Here is a 17,451-nt window from a genome sequence, read left to right as displayed (position 1 = left end):
TTATGACGGAGCAACTCGACTTTTCCGCGCTGCTGCCTTACTGGCCGCAGCTGCTGGCCGGGCTGTGGGTCACTATCCAGCTAACCGTGATGGCGACTATTGGCGGCGTGGCGCTGGGTATTTTTGGCGCAGCCTTGCGTAGCGGGCGGCCTTCGGTGCTCAGCCGCCTGTGGGGCTGTTATGTGGAGCTGATCCGCAACACGCCCTTTGTGGTGCAGCTTTTCTTTATTGTTTTTGGCCTGCCTAACCTGGGCCTGAAGCTAACCGCAGGCGAAGCGGCGCTGCTGGCGATGCTGATCAACCTTGGTGCCTACAGCACAGAAATCATCCGCGCCGGGATCCAGGTCACGCCAAAAGGGCAGTGGGAAGCGGGCCGCGTGCTTGGCCTGACCCGCTCGCAAACCTTTTTGCGCGTAGTGCTGCCGCCTGCGCTGAAGCGTATTTATCCCGCACTGGTCAGCCAGTGCATTATCGTGATGCTGGGCTCGTCGGTGGTTTCGCAGGTCTCTTATGAAGAGCTGACCTTCGCCGCCAACCTTATTCAGTCGCGTACTTTTTTAAGCTTTGAAGTTTATCTGGCCACCACGCTGGTCTATCTGGCGCTGTCGATTACGATGCGCCAGCTATTACTGATGGCCGGACGCAAATGGTTAGGAGCCCAATGAACACTTTTACCGACTGGGATATTTTACGCAATCTGCTGCTGGCGGCGCGCTGGACGCTGCTGCTGTCGCTGACCGCTTTCGTCGGCGGCACGCTGGTGGCGACGCCAATGGTAATGGTGCGCCTGACCCGTCGTCGCTGGCCCAACCGGTTAATCAGCGCCTATATCGAACTGTTTCAGGGCACGCCGCTGCTGATGCAGCTGTTTCTGGCTTTCTTCGGCGTGGCGCTGTTTGGCGTAGACGTTTCGCCCTGGACAGCGGCTTCGCTGGCGCTGACGCTCTACAGCAGCGCCTTTCTGATCGACATCTGGTTCGGCAGCATTCAGGCGCTGCCGAAAGGGCAGTGGGAGGCTTCGCGCTGCCTGGGGCTGAGCTTCGGGCAAACCTTATATCGCGTGGTGCTGCCACAGGCGCTGCGCATTGGTATCGCGCCGACCGTAGGCTTTGCTGTACAGGTGGTGAAAGGCACCGCGCTGGCTTCCATTATCGGCTTCGTCGAGCTGACTAAAGCGGGCACCATCCTGAACAACGTTACTTATCAACCCTTTAAAGTGTTTGCGCTGGTGGCGCTGGGCTACTTCCTGATCTGCTATCCGCTGTCGCGCTACAGCCAGTACCTGGAGAAAAAATTCAATGCCGCTCATCACCATTAATCAGGTACAGAAATATTACGGCGACAACCACGTGTTGAAAGGCGTGGATCTGGACGTCGAAATGGGCGAGGTCATCTCAATTATTGGCCGCAGCGGCTCAGGTAAAAGTACGCTGCTGCGCTGCATTAACGGGCTGGAAGGCTATCAGGAGGGTAGCATCAAGCTGGGCGGCATGACCATTACCGATCGCGATTCGCAGGCGCGTGAAATCAGCCGTTCCGTCGGCATGGTCTTCCAGAACTTCAATCTGTTTCCGCATATGACGGCGCTGGAGAACGTGATGCTGGCGCCCAGGCGCGTGCTGAAAAAAAGCGAAGCCGAGTGCCGGGCGCTGGCGGAGCAAATGCTGGAGAAAGTGGGGCTGGGCGAACGCATGGACTACTACCCGTCGAACCTTTCCGGCGGCCAGCAGCAGCGCGTGGCGATCGCGCGGGCGCTGGCGATGAAGCCGAAAGTCCTGCTGTGCGATGAAATCACCTCGGCGCTGGATCCGGAGCTGGTAGGCGAAGTTTTAAAAGTACTGGAGCAGCTGGCGAGCGAAGGCATGACGCTAATTCTGGTCACGCACGAAATGAATTTTGCCCGCGAGGTCGGCGACCGCGTGGTGTTTATGCATCAGGGCCGCGTGCGGGAAGAGGGCGACAGCAAAAGCCTGTTCGCCAATCCGCAAACGCCGGAGCTGAAACAGTTTATCTCATCGGTGCGCGGCCTGAGCTGAGCGCCGGATCGACAAGAGAAGGAAAGAAAATGGACGTAACCCGCTATCCACAACTTAATCCGCCGCAGCGCCTGCTGATGGGGCCAGGTCCGATCAACGCCGATCCTCGCGTGCTGCGTGCTATGTCCAGCCAACTGCTCGGTCAATACGATCCGGCAATGACGCATTACATGAACGAAGTGATGGCGCTTTATCGCGGCGTATTTCGCACGCAGAACCGCTGGACGCTGCTGATCGACGGCACTTCCCGCGCCGGGATCGAAGCGATCCTGCTGTCAGCGATCCGTCCCGGCGATAAAGTGCTGGTGCCGGTATTTGGCCGTTTCGGCCATCTGTTGTGTGAAATCGCCCGCCGCTGCCGCGCCGAGGTTCACACCATTGAAGCGCCCTGGGGAGAAGTGTTTACGCCGGACCAGATTGAAGATGCAATCAAAAGCGTGCGTCCGCGTCTGCTGCTGACCGTTCAGGGCGATACTTCCACCACCATGCTACAACCGCTGGCGGAGCTTGGCGGCATCTGCAAAAAGTACGGTGTATTGTTCTATACCGATGCCACGGCCTCGCTGGCAGGCAACGCGCTGGAAACTGATGCCTGGGGACTGGATGCGGTTTCCGCCGGGATGCAGAAATGTCTTGGTGGCCCGTCCGGCACTTCGCCGATCACGCTTAGCCCGGAAATGGAGGCCGCGATCCGCAAGCGCAAATGCGTTGAGGAAGGGATCCGCACCGCTGCGCATCAGGATGGCGATGAGGAGATGATCTATTCCAACTATTTTGATCTGGGCATGATCATGGATTATTGGGGGCCGGAGCGACTGAACCATCATACCGAAGCAACCACCGCGCTGTTCGGCGCTCGGGAATGCGCGCGGCTGATTATGCAGGAAGGGCTGGATAGCGGCATCGCCCGCCATAAGCTGCATGGCGATGCATTGCTGAAGGGTATCCAGGGAATGGGGCTGGAAACCTTCGGCGATCTGAAACACAAGATGAACAACGTGCTGGGCGTAATCATTCCGCAGGCTGTTAACGGCGACCAGGTCCGCAAGCTAATGCTGGAAGATTTCGGTATTGAAATCGGCACCTCTTTCGGCCCGCTGCACGGCAAGGTCTGGCGCATCGGTACTATGGGCTACAACGCCCGTAAAGATTGTGTGATGCAGACGCTAAGCGCGCTGGAGTCAGTACTGACCTATCTGGGCTACAAAACGCCGCAGGGAGCAGCGATGCAGGCGGCCTGGGATCATTACGCCGCCGGGAGCCGCTGATGCAGCCGGTCAGCCTCGCAGAGGCGGAACGCGCGGCGACAAGGATCATGGCACGCTGCGATAGCCTGGCGGAAATCAGCGAAACGCCGGATGCACTGACCCGTGTTTACCTGTCGCCTGAACACCTTCAGGCCAACAGGCTGGTCGGCGAATGGATGACGGCTGCCGGTATGCGCGTCTGGCAGGACAGCGTCGGCAATATCTGCGGGCGCTATGAAGGGCAGCAGCCAGGTGCGCCCGCGCTGCTGCTTGGCTCGCATCTGGATACCGTGCGCAATGCAGGGCGCTATGATGGCATGCTCGGCGTGCTGACCGCCATTGAAGCCGTACAGGCGCTGCACCAGCGTAACCAGCGGCTGCCGTTGGCTATCGAAATCGTCGGCTTTGGTGATGAAGAAGGCACCCGTTTTGGTATCACGCTGCTCGGCAGCCGTGGCCTGACAGGCAGCTGGCCGGAAAGCTGGGTCAGCCATCCAGACGGCAACAGCATCACCGTGGCGCAGGCAATGGCCGATGCCGGACTGGACGCACAGGAAATTGGCCAGGCGGCGCGCGAGGTAAGCGATATCGTCGCCTATCTGGAGTTACATATTGAACAGGGGCCATGCCTGGAACAGGAGGATTTGGCGCTGGGCGTGGTAACGGCGATTAACGGCGCGCGCCGCCTGAATTGCCGTTTTATCGGCGAAGCGGGCCACGCGGGCACGGTGCCGATGACGCATCGCAAAGACGCGCTGGCCGCAGCGGCGGAATGGATGGTCTTTATTGAACAGGCCGCGCCAAAGCATGGCCCGCAGCTGGTAGCTACTGTCGGCACGCTACAGTGCCAGCCAGGTGCGGTTAATGTTATTCCCGGCGAAGTCATGCTAAGTCTGGATATACGCGGGCCGGAAGATCGGGCGCTGGCTGAACTGCTCTCAGAGCTGCTGACCCAGGCGGAGGCAATAGCGCTGCGGCGCGGTCTGAGCTTTAGCGCCGAAGAGTATTACCAGATCCCGGCCACGCGCTGCGATGAAAAACTTCAGAAGGTGCTGAGCGAAGCCGTAACTCAGGTTCAGGGACGCTCGCTGTCGCTGCCCAGCGGCGCGGGCCATGACGCCATCGCCATAGCGGAACGCTGGCCGGTCGGCATGCTCTTTGTGCGCTGCGATCGTGGCATCAGCCATCATCCGGCGGAGTCAGTAAAGACAGAAGATGTGGCAAAAGCGGTGCGTGCGTGGACAAAAGCGGTAAGTGACGTGGCGTTGTTGTGGCATACCGCAGGAGAAGAGCATGTCGCCTGAAGAGTTTAATCAGCTTTCAGTCCCCGAAGCGAAAAAACGGCTGGCGCACTGCGTAGCGCTGGAAAGCTGGATCGAGGCGCTGGTCGCCGCGCGCCCGTTCGCTTCGCTGGAGTCGCTGCTGCAAACCGGCGACAGGCTGGCGCGCGGTTGGGATGGCCTGGCGCTGGATAAAGCGCTGTCAGCTCATCCACGTATCGGCGAGAAGGCCAGAGGCGACGACAAAGAGGCTTCGCTTTCCAGAAATGAACAGGGCAGCGTGCAGCAAGCCGACAGCGAACTGAAACAGGCGCTACGCTCAGGCAACGCCACTTATGAACAGCGCTTTGGTCGGGTGTTTTTGATTCGCGCCAAAGGGCGAAGTGGTGAAGAGATGCTGGCCGAGCTGCATCGGCGGCTGGGCAACGATCCGCAAAGTGAGCAGCGGGAAGCGCTGGATCAGCTACGAGAAATCACGCTGCTGCGTTTGCGGGACACTTTTCAGTAACAGGAGCGCTTAATGAGCACCATCACCACCCATATCCTGGATACCGCGTTGGGCAAACCAGCCATTGGTGTAGCGGTATCGCTGGAGCAGAACAGTAGCCAGGGCTGGCTGCCGGTAGCTCAGGGAGAGACCGACGCGGACGGGCGTATTAAAGATTTAACCCCGGAACCGCTGGCGCCCGGCCACTACCGTTTGATTGCTGAAATCGGCGACTACTTTGCTGCCGAAGGACGCGACGCGCTTTACGTCAGCGCCCAGATCGACTTTGTGCTGCCGGAAACGGGCAGTCATTACCATCTTCCTTTCTTAATCTCACCGTGGTCGTGGTCAACCTATCGCGGGAGCTGAACCTTTAACCGCAGGTCACGCGGCCTGCAAGGCAGATAACAGCGGGGCCGCTCCCCGTCAGAGGGCACTACTATGACTATCAGAAGCGTCAGGCCAGAAGATACTCGTTATCCGGCAGGCAAATCCTTTGCCTGGGGATTACAGCATGTATTGACGATGTACGGCGGAATTATCGCGCCGCCGCTGATCATCGGCTCGGCGGCAGGACTCTCCGCAGCCCAGTGCGGCATGTTGGTAACGGCGGCGCTATTTGTCAGCGGCTGCGCCACGTTGTTACAGGCGCTGGGCGTGCCGGGCTTCGGCGCACGCTTGCCGCTGGTACAGGGCGTTTCCTTCGCGGGCGTTGCGACCATGGTCACATTGGTAACAGGCGATGGCGGGCTGCCGGTAGTCTTTGGTGCGGTTATCGCTTCTTCCCTGATCGGCCTGCTGATGGCGCCGCTGTTCGCTCATATTATCCGCTTTTTTCCACCGGTAGTGACCGGCACGGTAATCACCGTAATCGGCCTGTCGCTGATGCCGGTAGCCGCGCGCTGGGCAATGGGCGGTAATCCCCATGCATCAGGTTGGGGTTCGCCGGGCAATATCGGGCTGGCTGCGCTGACGCTGGGTCTGGTGCTGTTATTTAACCGTGTAGGCAACGCAGCATTTAAAAGAGTAGCCGTTCTGGCCGCAATGGTTATCGGTACGCTGTGTGCTTTTGCGGCCGGAAAAGCCAACTTCTCCAGCGTGCTTAGCGGTAAAATAGCGGCGCTGCCGGGCGTTTTCAGCTTCGGACTGCCTGTTTTCGATATGGCGGCCATTCTGTCGATGACGCTGATTGTGCTGGTGCTGCTGACCGAAACCACTGCCGGGCTGATCGCCATCGGCGAAATTGTTGGTACGGAAGTAGACAGCAAACGCATCGCCAGCGGCCTGCGCGCCGATATGCTAACCAGCGCGCTTTCGCCTCTGTTCAACTCTTTTCCGCAAAGCGCTTTTGCGCAGAATATTGGCCTGGTCGCCATCACCGGTATCAAGAGCCGCTATGTTGTCGCGGCTGGCGGCGTGATTCTGGTTTTGCTGGGCTGCCTGCCCGTGCTGGGACGGATTGTTGCCGCCGTTCCAGCGCCGGTGCTGGGCGGTGCTGGCGTGGTGCTCTTCGGCACGGTGGCGGCTTCCGGCATTCGTACCCTGGCGAAAGTAGACTACAAAGAAAATATGAATCTGGTAGTGGTGGCGACGGCGATCGCCTTCGGTATGATCCCCATAGTTATGCCGACTTTTTACGACCAGTTTCCCGGCTGGGTTCGCACTATTTTTCATTCCGGTATCAGCGCGGCCTGCGTGGTAGCGGTAGCGCTAAATATTCTGTTTAACCGGATTACTGCACCGGCAGCAATAGCAGAAGGCCGCTCGGGGTAAGCTGTCGCCATTTTGTGAGCCGTTGCGCGGTAAGCCTGAATCTTCTCTTTTATAGTCCGTCTGTTTTTATGCCGCTGCTTAAAATCAGGAAAAGGGACTATGAGCTATCATCCAAGGATACGGAAGCTGATCGCGCTGCTGCATCAGGCGGGCAGCCCGCTGACCGGACGGGAAATTGCTAAAAAGCTGGCGATTAAAGTCAGAACGCTGCGCAGCGATATAGCCCGCTATCGGGAGGATCTGGCGCAGGATGGCGTGCAGCTGCTTTCCCGTCAGGGCGTAGGCTATGAGCTGATCGTTAGCGATGGCGATAAATATGCCGCACTGCTTGATGCCTTTCGCCAGCCGGGCAGCGATCGGCATGCCGTACTCCCGCGCACGCTGACCGAAAGAGTAAATTATCTTATCCGGGCTTTGCTCGCCGCCAGCGATTATCTCCGCCTGGACGATCTCGCCGACGAAATGTGCGTCAGCCGCTCTACGCTGAATAGCTGCATGAAAGAAGTACGCGAGTCGCTGGCCCGTTTCGGGCTGCAGCTGAGCGGAAAATCCGCCTGCGGCGTTAAACTCAGCGGCAGCGAACTTGGCCTGCGTCAGGCTATCGCCCGCTACTTTTTCTACGATGATAATCTTCCGGCAGATGCCGACGCGCTGCAGCTGGCCCGACGCCGCGAAATCAGGGCAATGCTGGCGGAGACGCTGGAAGAAAATCAGCTGAAGCTGACCGATACCGGATTGCAAAGTATGGTGGTTCATCTGGAAATCGCCTTGCTGCGTCTGACCGTCTCTTCCGGAAAACCTTCGCTGCCGACAGACTACGCAGGCTTACAGGACAGCAATGAATACCTGGCGGCGCGACAACTGGCGGCACGTCTTGAAGCGGCTTTTGGCGTCCGCTTTCCTGAGACCGAGCGCTGTATTATCGCTATTCATCTGAGCGGCAAGCGCAGCCTCAGCCCACAGTGCCTGGACGAAGCCAGGTCAGATATTTCCCAATTAATTGACAAGATTATTCGCCGCCTCGTCAGCGTTTATAACGTTAATTTTGCCGATGATTTTGAGCTGTATAAGCTGCTCTCACTGCATTTAATGCCGATGCTTGAACGCCTGCGCTGGCAGCTAAAAATACAAAATCCGCTGCTGCAACAGATAAAAGAAGAGAATCTCCAGGCTTTTGATATGGCGGTACTGGCCGCGGATACAATTCGGCAGGAAACCGGGCTAAGCATGGATGAAGCGGAAACCGGCTATCTGGCCGTGCACTTTGCGCTGGCGCTGGAGCGGCAGGAGCGGCAGCACAAAAGTAGCGTGGTGGTGGTCTGTGCCAGCGGTACAGGTAGCTCGCAGCTACTGCTGTACCGCATCAAACAGCGGTTTGCTCAAAGCCTCAGCCGGATCAGCGTGGTGCAGCTTTATGAGCTGAAACAGTTCGATCTACGCGGTTACGATGCCATCCTGTCGACCGTTGAAGTGCCTTTTGCAACAGAAGTGCCGCTGCTGCGCATTAATGCTTTCCCTGAGCTTCAGGAACTGACGCGGGTAGAGCAGTGGCTGCAAGCGGCGCGGCCAGCGGCTTACGGTATTCCTGAAGCTTATTTCCGGCGCGAGCTTTTTTTTACCGATTTGCAAAGCCGCGAACGGGACGCGTTGATTAGCGAGTTCTGCCAGCGAATCGCTCGCCATGTTGCCGTCGGCGAGAACTTCACGCAAAGAGTGCTGGCGCGCGAGCACCTTTCCTCAACCGAGTTCGGCAACGGCGTAGCTATCCCTCATCCTTTGCAACCCGGCGGCGAGCAGACTTTTGTCGCCGTTGCTATCCTGCCTGCAGCAATCCTCTGGCACACAAAAAAAGTGCGCTATCTGTTTTTACTGAATATTTGCGAAGGTGAAAAGGCGCCTCTTGACCCTCTGTACGACTGCCTGATTTCGTTGCTGGAAAGCCCGGACAGGCTGGCACAGCTCACTGATGCCACTTTTTCAGCTTTTCTCAGTCTTCTACGCTCTGAGGATAAGAAGCCGCAGGCGGGGGAAATCCGTCTGTAAAAAATGCCGCTTCCTCTGCGGCATTTTTCTGTATACGAATATGGGGTGAGAAAAGCCAGAATAGCGGTTGTAAAAGCAGCGAGGCGCGAAACCTTCGCGCCGATGGAGAAGGAAAACAAAAATGGAACATGCCTCAACCGCTTTGCTGGAAAAATACCTGATGCCCGTGGTGGCTAAAGTAGGCAGCAACAAAGCTCTGACCATTATCCGTAACGCAATGTGCGCCTGTATGGCGCTGTTGATTATCGGCAGCACTTCAATTCTTTTTTCCAATATTCCCTGGGCGCCTGCCGCGCGTTTTATGGCGCCGGCCGAGCCGTTTTTTAACGCGATTTTTAATGCCACTACCGGCATGATGGGACTGTTGACGGCGGCCAGCATCGCTTATTACGGCGCGCTGGAATATAAGCAGGATATTTTTGTCAGTATCGCCACTTCGGTCAGCCTGTTTATTCTTAGCCAGCATCATTATTCCGGCGGCGAACTGGCGCTAAACGTGGAGGGGCTGGGGACGCCCGGCCTGATTAGCGCTATTTTAATCGGTTTTATTACCTTAAAAATCCTGGACTTGTTTAAACGTAAAAATATTGCAATACGGCTACCGAAAGGCGTGCCGGATGCTGTTAGCGAGTCTTTTACTTCGCTTTTGCCCGCTCTTTTTCTGCTGGCGGCTTTTAGCCTACTGGTGGTGGTATTTCATTTTAATATTAATGCCATTATCAGCCGCGTTATGACTCCGGTTACCTTCGTACTGAATTCGGCGCCGGGCTATGCCGTTTACCATATGCTCTGCGCGCTGGTGTTTTTTTGCGGCATCAATTCCCAGGTCGTTATTGGCGTGGCGATGCCTTTTCTGATGCAGAACGGCGCGTTGAATGAGCAAGCCTTTCGCGCTGGCGAAGAAGTGCTCTATGCCGCAACCAATGCTACGGATGCGATGATTTGGTCCGGCGGGACGGGCGCGACGCTGGGGCTGGTGTTACTGATGTCGCTAACGGCAAAAAGCCAGTATTTCAGAAAGCTGGGGCGCATGTCGCTGGGGCCGGGTATTTTCAACATTAACGAACCGGTCATTTTCGGCACGCCAGTCTGTTTCAATCCGCTTTTTCTGCTGCCTTTTATCTTTACGCCGGGCCTGCTCGCTGGCACAACCTATCTGCTTATGCAGCATGGCGTGATCGATCTGCCGCATGTCGCCAATCTGCCCTGGACCACGCCGGGCTTTATCGTGGGATTTCTGATGACCGGCGGCAGCCTCTCCACCACGCTATGGTCTTTGCTGATCGTAGTGATTTCGCTGCTTATCTACTATCCCTTCTTCCGTATCGCTGACCGGCAGCTTTATCTGAAAGAGCGTGAAGAAGCGGCAAACATTGAAAAGGAAACTACCGCATGAGCCATCCTGTACAGGCCGCTTTTCCGGCAGATTTTTTATGGGGCGCGGCGACTGCCGCCTATCAGGTCGAAGGTGCATTCGATCGCGACGGCAAAGGCGTTTCCGTGCAGGATGCCAAAAATCACTGCAACGCCTTTCACGACACCTCGGTAACATCCGATCATTATCACCGCTTCCGCGAGGATGTGGCATTGATGAAAGAGCTGGGGCTGAAGTCCTACCGTTTTTCCATTGCCTGGACGCGTATTTATCCGGATGGCGTAACCCTGAACCAGCCCGGCATCGCTTTTTACCATCAACTGATCGATGTATTACTGGAAAACGACATTACGCCACTGATTACGCTTTATCACTTCGACCATCCGCAGGCGCTGCAGGAGCGCTATAGCGGCTGGTACAGCGACCGGATGATTGATGATTTTCTGCGTTTCGCTGAAACCTGTTTTCGATCGTTTGGCGATCGTGTCCGCCACTTTATGACGATATGCGAGTCCAATAATGTTGTTCTCTATCCCGATTTAATCGGCGGTGTGCCGCAAGGTGTAGAGGTAGAAACCTGGCGCTTTCAGGTCAGCCGCGTGATGGCGCTGGCGAATGCCCGAGTAATAAAGCTTTGCCGCCAGCTGCTGCCCCAGGCCAGCATCGGGCCCTGTATTGGTTATGCCGTCGCCTATCCGGCTACCTGTGCGCCGGAAGATGTGCTGGCCGCGCTGAACGAAGATGAATTTCGGACTTTTTATCCGCTCGATCTGCTGTGCCTGGGGCGACAGAACCCGGCCGTGGTCAGCTTTTTTGCTCGCCGGGGGCTGGATATCCGTTTGCCACCTGACGAACTGGCGGAGATCGGCAGCGTAAAACCTGACTTTATCGCCTTTAACTACTATCAGAGCGACGTAGCTAAGCACTGCCCGGAAGAAAGCCGGCAGCAGCAGCCCGATTTTAATCCCGACGGCCAACAGGGCGGTTTTACTTACCCGGCCTTTCCAGGCCTTTACGCGGGCGACAGCAACCCTTATCTGCCCCGCAACGACTGGGACTGGGAGATAGATCCCGTAGGGCTGCGTATCGCCTGCCGCAGGCTTTACGATCGCTATCAGCTGCCGCTGATGATCACGGAAAACGGGCTGGGCGCTCGCGACACGCTGGCGGACGGCGAAATCGCTGATTTATACCGGATCGACTATCTGCAAAAACACCTTGTGCAAATGCGGCTGGCAATGGCTGAGGGCGTTCCCGTACTGGGCTATTACGCCTGGTCTTTCATGGATGTGATGAGCACCAGCAACGGCTATGGCAAACGCTATGGTTTTGTTTACGTGGACAGAGAAGATAAGGATTTAAAAACGCTGAAGCGCTTTAAAAAGGCCAGTTTTTACTGGTACCAGAACGTGATCGAAAGTCAGGGAAGCGCGCTTTTCACAACTGAACAGGAGAGTTTTCGATGAAAAAGATTTTACTGATGTGTTCCGCCGGGATGTCGACCAGCATCATGGTGAAAAAAATGCAGGAAGCAGCGGAAAATATGGCGGTTAACGTCGCTATTAAAGCTATTCCGGAACAAGCCTTAAACGAACATCTGGCGGGAACGGATATTATTCTGCTTGGGCCGCAAATTCGTTTCTTAAAAGAAAAGGTGCAGGAGGCGGCGCAGCCCGTGCCCGTGTGCGTTATCGATACCATGGACTACGGCACCATGAACGGCGAAAAGATCCTGCGCGAGGCGCTGGCCAGGCTGGAAGCAAAATAATATGGATATGGAAAACATCTGTTTTGAACTGATTTGCCACGTGGGTGAAGCCCGCTCGTCCTTTATCGAGGCGATCCAGGAGGCGAAAAAAGGGCATTTTGCCCGGGCGCAGACGCTAATAGAAAGCGGCAAAGAGAGCTACAGCCAGGGACATGCGGTGCATGCCCGGCTGGTGGAAGCAGAGATGAACGGTTTGCAGGAGCGGCTGCCGCTGATTCTTATTCATGCTGAAGATCAGATGATGAGCGCAGAAAATTTCAAAATATTGAGCGAGGAATTTGTCGCGCTCTATCAGCGTCTGCTGGTTCATTAAGGAAAAGCCCGACGCAGCCAGCGCCGGGCCCTAACTCTGCATTACAGGCTAAAATTATCCGCATCGCGCCACGCCGGAAAGCGCTCGCGATATTCACGTAACGTCTCCAGCGCCAGCTCTGCATTCAGTACGGCAGGCTGGTGCGGTTCGCCAGCGGCTATTATATCGCCCAGCGGACTGATAATCCGGCTATCGCCGCTGTAGCTATGGCCGTTAGCGTCCGTACCGACCCTGTTGCAACCAACTACATACGCCTGGTTTTCAATTGCCCGCGCCAGCAGCAACGCCTGCCAATGCGCTGACCGCGCCGCTGGCCAGTTGGCAACATAGAGCGCCAAATCGTAATCATTACGGTTGCGGGAAAAAACCGGAAAGCGCAGGTCGTAGCAAATCTGCGGCAGAATGCGCCAGCCGCGAAAAGCAATGATTTCACGGCTTGCGCCTGCCCGGTAGTGGTTGTGCTCGCCAGCCATGCGAAACAGATGACGCTTGTCATAGCGATGCGTTGTGCCGTCCGGCTCGACCAGCAGGAAACGATTTACTGCGCCTTGCAGGGTCTGAATAGCGACGCTACCACCAACCATGGCGTTGGCCGCGCTGGCTTTTTCCTGTAGCCACTCCACCACGCGCGCTTCCGGCAGCGAGCTTTGCGCTGCTTCCATGGCAAAGCCGGTAGTAAACATCTCCGGCAGCACGATCAAATCGCGGTCTTTCAGGCCGCTAAGCAGGCCGTCAAAAAAACGCAGGTTGGCTTCGCCGTCCATCCAGACCAGCGGCTGTTGTAAAACGCTGAGCTTCAAAGTTGACACAGGCGCTCCGCAGCGGCATCCAGCGTGGCTTCCTGCTTGGCGAAGCACAGGCGGATGAGTTTATGAGGGAAAGGTGCGGCGCAGAACACCGACAGCGGAATTGCCGCGACGCCCGCTTCTTTGGTCAGCCACTGGCAGAAGGCGACATCGTCCAGATCGGAAATGGCGCTATAGTCGGCCAGCAGAAAATAAGTGCCCTCGCACGGCAGGATTTTCAGACGGCTTGTTGCCAGCGCCTGCACAAAGCGGTCGCGGCGCGCCTGATAAAAAGCGGGCAGCTCGCGGTAGTGCTCAGGCTCGGCGTTAAGCATATCGGCCAGCGCCAGCTGCGCGGGCGTATTGACCGCGAAGGTCAGATACTGATGCACCTTGCGTACCTCCGCCGTTAAAGCCGCTGGCGCTACGCAATAGCCGACCTTCCAGCCGGTCATATGAAAAGTTTTGCCAAAAGAGGAAACGGCAATCGCGCGTTCGCGTAGCTGAGGATGCGCCAGTACACTGGCGTGACCTTCCTTTGCAAAGCAAATATGTTCGTATACTTCATCGCTCAGGACATAAATTTCCTGCGCTTTGACCGCCTGCCACAGCGACTCAAAATCGCTTTTTTGCCAGACGGTAGCGGAAGGATTATGCGGCGTATTCAGGATCACCAGGCGAGTGCGCGGGGAAAGTAGATCGGTAAACGTCTGCCAGTCAACGTTGAAGGCTGGTGGCTGTAACGCGATACGTTTCATTACGCCGCCAGCCAGCGTTACCGCTGGTGCATAGCTGTCGTAGCTTGGATCAAAGCAAATAACCTCATCGCCCGGGCGTACCAGCGCGGTAATGGCCGCGTAGAGAGCTTCGGTAGCGCCTGCCGTAACCGTAATCTCGCTGTCAACGTCAGGCCTGTAGCCATACAGCTCTGCCGTTTTCGCCGCAATCGCTTCTCGCAGCGGCTGCACGCCGGTCATTGGCGCATACTGGTTGGCGCCTGCGCTCACATGATGTGCCAGCCGCGCTTTCAGATAGTCCGGGCCGTCGAAGTCGGGAAAGCCCTGAGAAAGATTGATAGCGTTATGCTGCTGCGCCAGCGCGCTCATTTGCGAAAAAATAGTGGTGCCCAGTGCGGGAAGCTTACTCTCAGGCGTAATCGACGTCTGGCTCATTATCAGTACCCTTGCGGAACGTTTTGGCCTGCTTTAATCCTGCTTTCGACAACTGCCTGTTGCTCGTTGGAGGGCTGGCTTGCTGTAGCGCGAGGAGTAAAGGGCGTTCATGATGTGTTAGCTCATTGCCGCACTATAACGTCGATGATAGTATTTGGCAATCAAGACGCTTAGACGTCTAAACATATAACGTTATGCCATGCTTAGAAAAAAGGAAGGCTATGACAACATCGCAACTTGACCAGCTGGTGGCGGCCTGCCACTGGATTGGGGCTAAAGGCTGGGCACCCGCAACCGGCGGCAATATGTCGGTGCGTGAAAACGGCGAATTTTGCCTGCTCAGCGAATCCGGCAAGGACAAGGGAACGCTAACCAGTGGGGATTTCATTCGGGTCAGTATTGCTGATAACAGCGTGGCTTCTGGCCGCAAACCTTCTGCGGAAACAGGACTGCATACGCTGATTTACCGACTGTTCCCTGAGGCAGGTGCCGTACTGCATACCCACACGGTGAACTCGACCGTGCTTTCCAGGGTCGAGAAGGGCGCCGCGCTTAAGCTGCAAGGTTATGAAATGCAGAAAACGCTGGCCGGGCAAAGCTCGCATCTCGATAGCGTGAGCATCGCGCTTTTCGATAACGATCAGGATATTGCCGCGCTGGCGGGCCGGATTGAAAGCTTTGCTGCCGTTAATCCGCTGCGCTACGGCTTTCTGCTGCGCGGACACGGCCTTACCTGCTGGGGGCGCGACGTTAACGAGGCTCGCCGCCATCTTGAGGGGCTGGAATTTCTGTTCCAGTGTGAATTACAGCTAAGACTTCTGGAGGCGAAATGATCCGCGCTATTGTCACCGATATTGAAGGCACTACCAGCGATATCCGCTTTGTGCATAACGTGCTTTTCCCTTACGCGCGAGAAAATCTGGCCGCTTTTGTCGCCGCATTCCAGCATCGTGAAGATGTGGCGCAGGCGTTAAGCGATCTGCGGGACGAAATCGCGCAGCCGCAGGCCACGATTGAAGATTTAATCACCGTGCTTTTCGGCTTTATGGATGAAGATCGCAAATCCACCTCGCTAAAAGCGTTGCAGGGCATGATCTGGCGCGACGGTTATCTGAACGGTAGCTTTACCGGGCACCTTTATCCCGATGTGCTGCCCGCGTTTAAAGCCTGGCAGACACAGGGAATAAAACTGTATGTTTATTCATCTGGATCAGTAGCTGCGCAGAAATTGTTATTTGGCTACAGCGACGAGGGTGATATTACCTCATTGTTCAGCGGCTATTTTGATACGCGCGTCGGTGCCAAGCGTGAGACCGCCTCTTATCAGAATATTGCTGCCGATATTGGACTGCCGCCGAATGAATTGCTGTTTTTATCGGATATTCATCAGGAGCTGGATGCCGCGCAGCAAGCTGGCTGGTACACAGTTCAGCTTATTCGCGATGAAGCGGACAGCGGCAGCAGCCATTGTCAGGTCAATCAATTTAGTGAAATTAACACGGAGCGGTTTGCATGAGCGCACTGACTATTTTTACCGACAGCGAAGCCAGCACGCCAGTCTGGCAAAGCAGCGATGCCGAAGAGATTCGCCACAAGCTCAACAGCAAAAACGTGCGCTTCGAGCGCTGGGAAGCGAACCGCGATTTGGGCGTGGATCCCCAGCCGGAAACGGTAATTAAAGCCTACCAGCACGCCATCGATCGGCTGGTGGCAGAGAAGGGCTATCAAAGCTGGGATGTCATCAGCATGCGCTCGGATAATCCGCAAAAAGAGACGCTGCGCGAAAAATTTCTTTCCGAGCACACGCATGGCGAAGATGAAGTACGTTTTTTTGTCGAAGGCGCCGGGCTGTTCTGTCTGCATCTGGATGGGCATATTTACCAGATTCTGTGTGAGAAAAACGACCTGATCTCCGTGCCGGCGGGGACGCCGCACTGGTTCGATATGGGATCTTCGCCACACTTTACCGCAATCCGCATCTTTGATAATCAGGAAGGCTGGATAGCGAATTTTACCGGCGATAACATTGCGGATGCTTATCCACGCCTGCCTTAACTGGGCTGTAAGCAACCAGGCAGGGTAGTAAGCTTTTCAAAGAGCGTAGCGAGAAGCTGCTGCTCTGCATAGCAGCAAAAAGCCCGGGCTGAAACGACCACCGGGCTTTTTGCGTTAAGGGCTACTGTTATTTAGCCATTAATCGGGGCGTTTTTTTGGCTATACGCCACAGTTTGATTAGCCCGGGCATTTATCCGGAAAATATTTTTTTGCGAGTCGCCTTTATTTATTCTGGTGGTGCTTTATTGCATATTTTTACGGGCCGCAAACTGTGGCGAGAAAGTTTTATGGAAATTAATAAGAGTTATCGCGCTAATTAAAGGCGTAATAAATCGTAGAAGGAAGACTGAAATGAGAGAGATAACCACGCAGGAAACAGGCTACGTCAGCGGCGGCTCGTTTGTCAGCAATATTAATCTGGCCGGGCTCTCCTTTGCTGCCGGGCTATTTACAGCCGGTTTTATTATCCTGGGCGGCATAGTCTTGTTAAATGGCATTCACCAGGGGAATAATACTCCTCCGTTTGCATCGCCAGGGCCGACTCCTTATCCATCACCAGCCCCGACTCCCTTTCCAGAGCCTGATGTGACCTGATAAAACCTCTGGCAGTCTGATACACCTTTATTTAAGGCGTATCAGACGCCAGTTTCTTGTTGCTCAGTTTTGTCTGGCTTCCCCCTCTTTTTATGGCAAACTACGTAAAAGCCGATAGTGGGTGGCAGGTATGCGAAGCCTGAACGGATGCGACCAGTAAATTCAGCACATAGCTGCGCATTTACTACCCAAACCATCGTCAAATAAAGCTCGTTGATTAAGAATGGCCCTTAACGATTAACAGGGGTTATTGCTTTTCAAAAAAATAATAAGCACGCATTGGTGTGTAATAACTGCCGTAATTTACTTTTTACCCTATACAGGGTTCTGGATATTTATAAGGTGTTTTATGCACTATAAACAATAATTCCTGAATTATCTATTTTAATTTTTCCAAATATCCCTTATCTCAGGTTAATCTGAAATATAATTATCCTTTAGTTATTTTTAGGGGAAAGGTAAAAATAATTGAAGTAACTAATTTCTCTTGTTACCATGCGCTGGCTATATTTAACTTGCTGTC

General features: G+C 55.4%; 19 protein-coding genes. 17 read left to right on the top strand and 2 right to left on the bottom strand.

Annotated features, from left to right (window positions below; genetic code table 11):
• Positions 1–2 precede the first annotated feature (2 nt).
• The 13 genes from ACETPC_RS13810 to ACETPC_RS13750 all read left to right on the top strand — a co-directional run bounded on the left by ACETPC_RS13810 (position 3) and on the right by ACETPC_RS13750 (position 12,322).
• Positions 3–665 (top strand): amino acid ABC transporter permease, encoded by a 663-nt coding sequence (locus tag ACETPC_RS13810; RefSeq protein WP_380182151.1) that lies wholly within the window; start codon positions 3–5, stop codon positions 663–665.
• Positions 662–1,318, top strand: coding sequence for an amino acid ABC transporter permease (locus ACETPC_RS13805; RefSeq protein WP_380182150.1), 657 nt, complete (start codon positions 662–664; stop codon positions 1,316–1,318). The genes ACETPC_RS13810 and ACETPC_RS13805 overlap by 4 nt, the downstream gene beginning before the upstream one ends.
• Positions 1,299–2,036, top strand: a complete 738-nt coding sequence (locus ACETPC_RS13800) for an amino acid ABC transporter ATP-binding protein (RefSeq protein WP_380182148.1) — start codon at positions 1,299–1,301, stop codon at positions 2,034–2,036. The genes ACETPC_RS13805 and ACETPC_RS13800 overlap by 20 nt, the downstream gene beginning before the upstream one ends.
• A gap of 29 nt (positions 2,037–2,065) precedes the next feature.
• Positions 2,066–3,304, top strand: a complete 1,239-nt coding sequence (locus ACETPC_RS13795) for a pyridoxal-phosphate-dependent aminotransferase family protein (RefSeq protein ID WP_380182146.1) — start codon at positions 2,066–2,068, stop codon at positions 3,302–3,304.
• Positions 3,304–4,587 carry an allantoate amidohydrolase gene (hpxK, locus tag ACETPC_RS13790; RefSeq protein ID WP_380182144.1) on the top strand — a complete coding sequence of 428 codons (1,284 nt, stop codon included), beginning with the start codon at positions 3,304–3,306 and terminating at the stop codon, positions 4,585–4,587. Before ACETPC_RS13795 ends, hpxK begins: the two co-directional genes overlap by 1 nt.
• Positions 4,577–5,071: a 2-oxo-4-hydroxy-4-carboxy-5-ureidoimidazoline decarboxylase gene (uraD, locus tag ACETPC_RS13785; RefSeq protein ID WP_380182142.1), complete on the top strand. Its 495-nt coding sequence runs from the start codon at positions 4,577–4,579 to the stop codon at positions 5,069–5,071. Before hpxK ends, uraD begins: the two co-directional genes overlap by 11 nt.
• A gap of 12 nt (positions 5,072–5,083) precedes the next feature.
• Positions 5,084–5,419 (top strand): hydroxyisourate hydrolase, encoded by a 336-nt coding sequence (uraH, locus tag ACETPC_RS13780; protein WP_380182140.1) that lies wholly within the window; start codon positions 5,084–5,086, stop codon positions 5,417–5,419.
• A 72-nt stretch (positions 5,420–5,491) separates the two neighbouring features.
• Positions 5,492–6,823 carry a nucleobase:cation symporter-2 family protein gene (locus ACETPC_RS13775; RefSeq protein ID WP_380182138.1) on the top strand — a complete coding sequence of 444 codons (1,332 nt, stop codon included), beginning with the start codon at positions 5,492–5,494 and terminating at the stop codon, positions 6,821–6,823.
• Positions 6,824–6,922: 99 nt separating this feature from the next.
• A complete protein-coding gene (locus ACETPC_RS13770) occupies positions 6,923–8,866 on the top strand; it encodes a BglG family transcription antiterminator (RefSeq protein WP_380182136.1) in 1,944 nt (647 codons plus the stop codon).
• A gap of 121 nt (positions 8,867–8,987) precedes the next feature.
• Positions 8,988–10,262, top strand: coding sequence for a PTS sugar transporter subunit IIC (locus tag ACETPC_RS13765; protein ID WP_380182134.1), 1,275 nt, complete (start codon positions 8,988–8,990; stop codon positions 10,260–10,262).
• Positions 10,259–11,707: a glycoside hydrolase family 1 protein gene (locus ACETPC_RS13760; protein ID WP_380182132.1), complete on the top strand. Its 1,449-nt coding sequence runs from the start codon at positions 10,259–10,261 to the stop codon at positions 11,705–11,707. Before ACETPC_RS13765 ends, ACETPC_RS13760 begins: the two co-directional genes overlap by 4 nt.
• A complete protein-coding gene (locus ACETPC_RS13755; RefSeq protein WP_380182130.1) occupies positions 11,704–12,009 on the top strand; it encodes a PTS sugar transporter subunit IIB in 306 nt (101 codons plus the stop codon). The genes ACETPC_RS13760 and ACETPC_RS13755 overlap by 4 nt, the downstream gene beginning before the upstream one ends.
• Position 12,010: 1 nt before the next feature.
• Positions 12,011–12,322 carry a PTS lactose/cellobiose transporter subunit IIA gene (locus ACETPC_RS13750; protein ID WP_380182128.1) on the top strand — a complete coding sequence of 104 codons (312 nt, stop codon included), beginning with the start codon at positions 12,011–12,013 and terminating at the stop codon, positions 12,320–12,322.
• A gap of 41 nt (positions 12,323–12,363) precedes the next feature.
• On the opposite strand, the gene ACETPC_RS13745 is transcribed toward ACETPC_RS13750, so the two are convergent.
• On the bottom strand, positions 12,364–13,131 hold the full coding sequence (locus tag ACETPC_RS13745) for an amidohydrolase (RefSeq protein ID WP_380182127.1): 768 nt from the start codon (positions 13,129–13,131) through the stop codon (positions 12,364–12,366).
• Positions 13,119–14,279, bottom strand: coding sequence for a pyridoxal phosphate-dependent aminotransferase (locus tag ACETPC_RS13740; protein WP_380182125.1), 1,161 nt, complete (start codon positions 14,277–14,279; stop codon positions 13,119–13,121). The genes ACETPC_RS13745 and ACETPC_RS13740 overlap by 13 nt, the downstream gene beginning before the upstream one ends.
• A gap of 221 nt (positions 14,280–14,500) precedes the next feature.
• Between ACETPC_RS13740 and ACETPC_RS13735 the strand changes: the two genes are divergently transcribed.
• From ACETPC_RS13735 to ACETPC_RS13720, 4 genes are all read left to right on the top strand, one after another.
• Positions 14,501–15,112, top strand: a complete 612-nt coding sequence (locus tag ACETPC_RS13735) for a methylthioribulose 1-phosphate dehydratase (RefSeq protein WP_380182123.1) — start codon at positions 14,501–14,503, stop codon at positions 15,110–15,112.
• On the top strand, positions 15,109–15,795 hold the full coding sequence (gene mtnC / locus ACETPC_RS13730; RefSeq protein WP_380182121.1) for an acireductone synthase: 687 nt from the start codon (positions 15,109–15,111) through the stop codon (positions 15,793–15,795). The genes ACETPC_RS13735 and mtnC overlap by 4 nt, the downstream gene beginning before the upstream one ends.
• Positions 15,792–16,334: an acireductone dioxygenase gene (locus tag ACETPC_RS13725; RefSeq protein WP_380182119.1), complete on the top strand. Its 543-nt coding sequence runs from the start codon at positions 15,792–15,794 to the stop codon at positions 16,332–16,334. Before mtnC ends, ACETPC_RS13725 begins: the two co-directional genes overlap by 4 nt.
• A gap of 351 nt (positions 16,335–16,685) precedes the next feature.
• The gene (locus tag ACETPC_RS13720) at positions 16,686–16,928 is read left to right on the top strand and encodes a hypothetical protein (RefSeq protein ID WP_380182117.1); all 243 of its coding nucleotides are present in this window, start codon (positions 16,686–16,688) and stop codon (positions 16,926–16,928) included.
• The last annotated feature ends 523 nt before the right edge of the window (positions 16,929–17,451 follow it).

It is taken from the genome of Pantoea sp. sgz302252 (genome assembly GCF_042610525.1).
In the GTDB taxonomy this organism is placed as follows: domain Bacteria; phylum Pseudomonadota; class Gammaproteobacteria; order Enterobacterales; family Enterobacteriaceae; genus Erwinia.
Note: the sequence above shows the minus strand (reverse complement) of the source record. Positions and strands in the feature narration are given on the sequence as shown.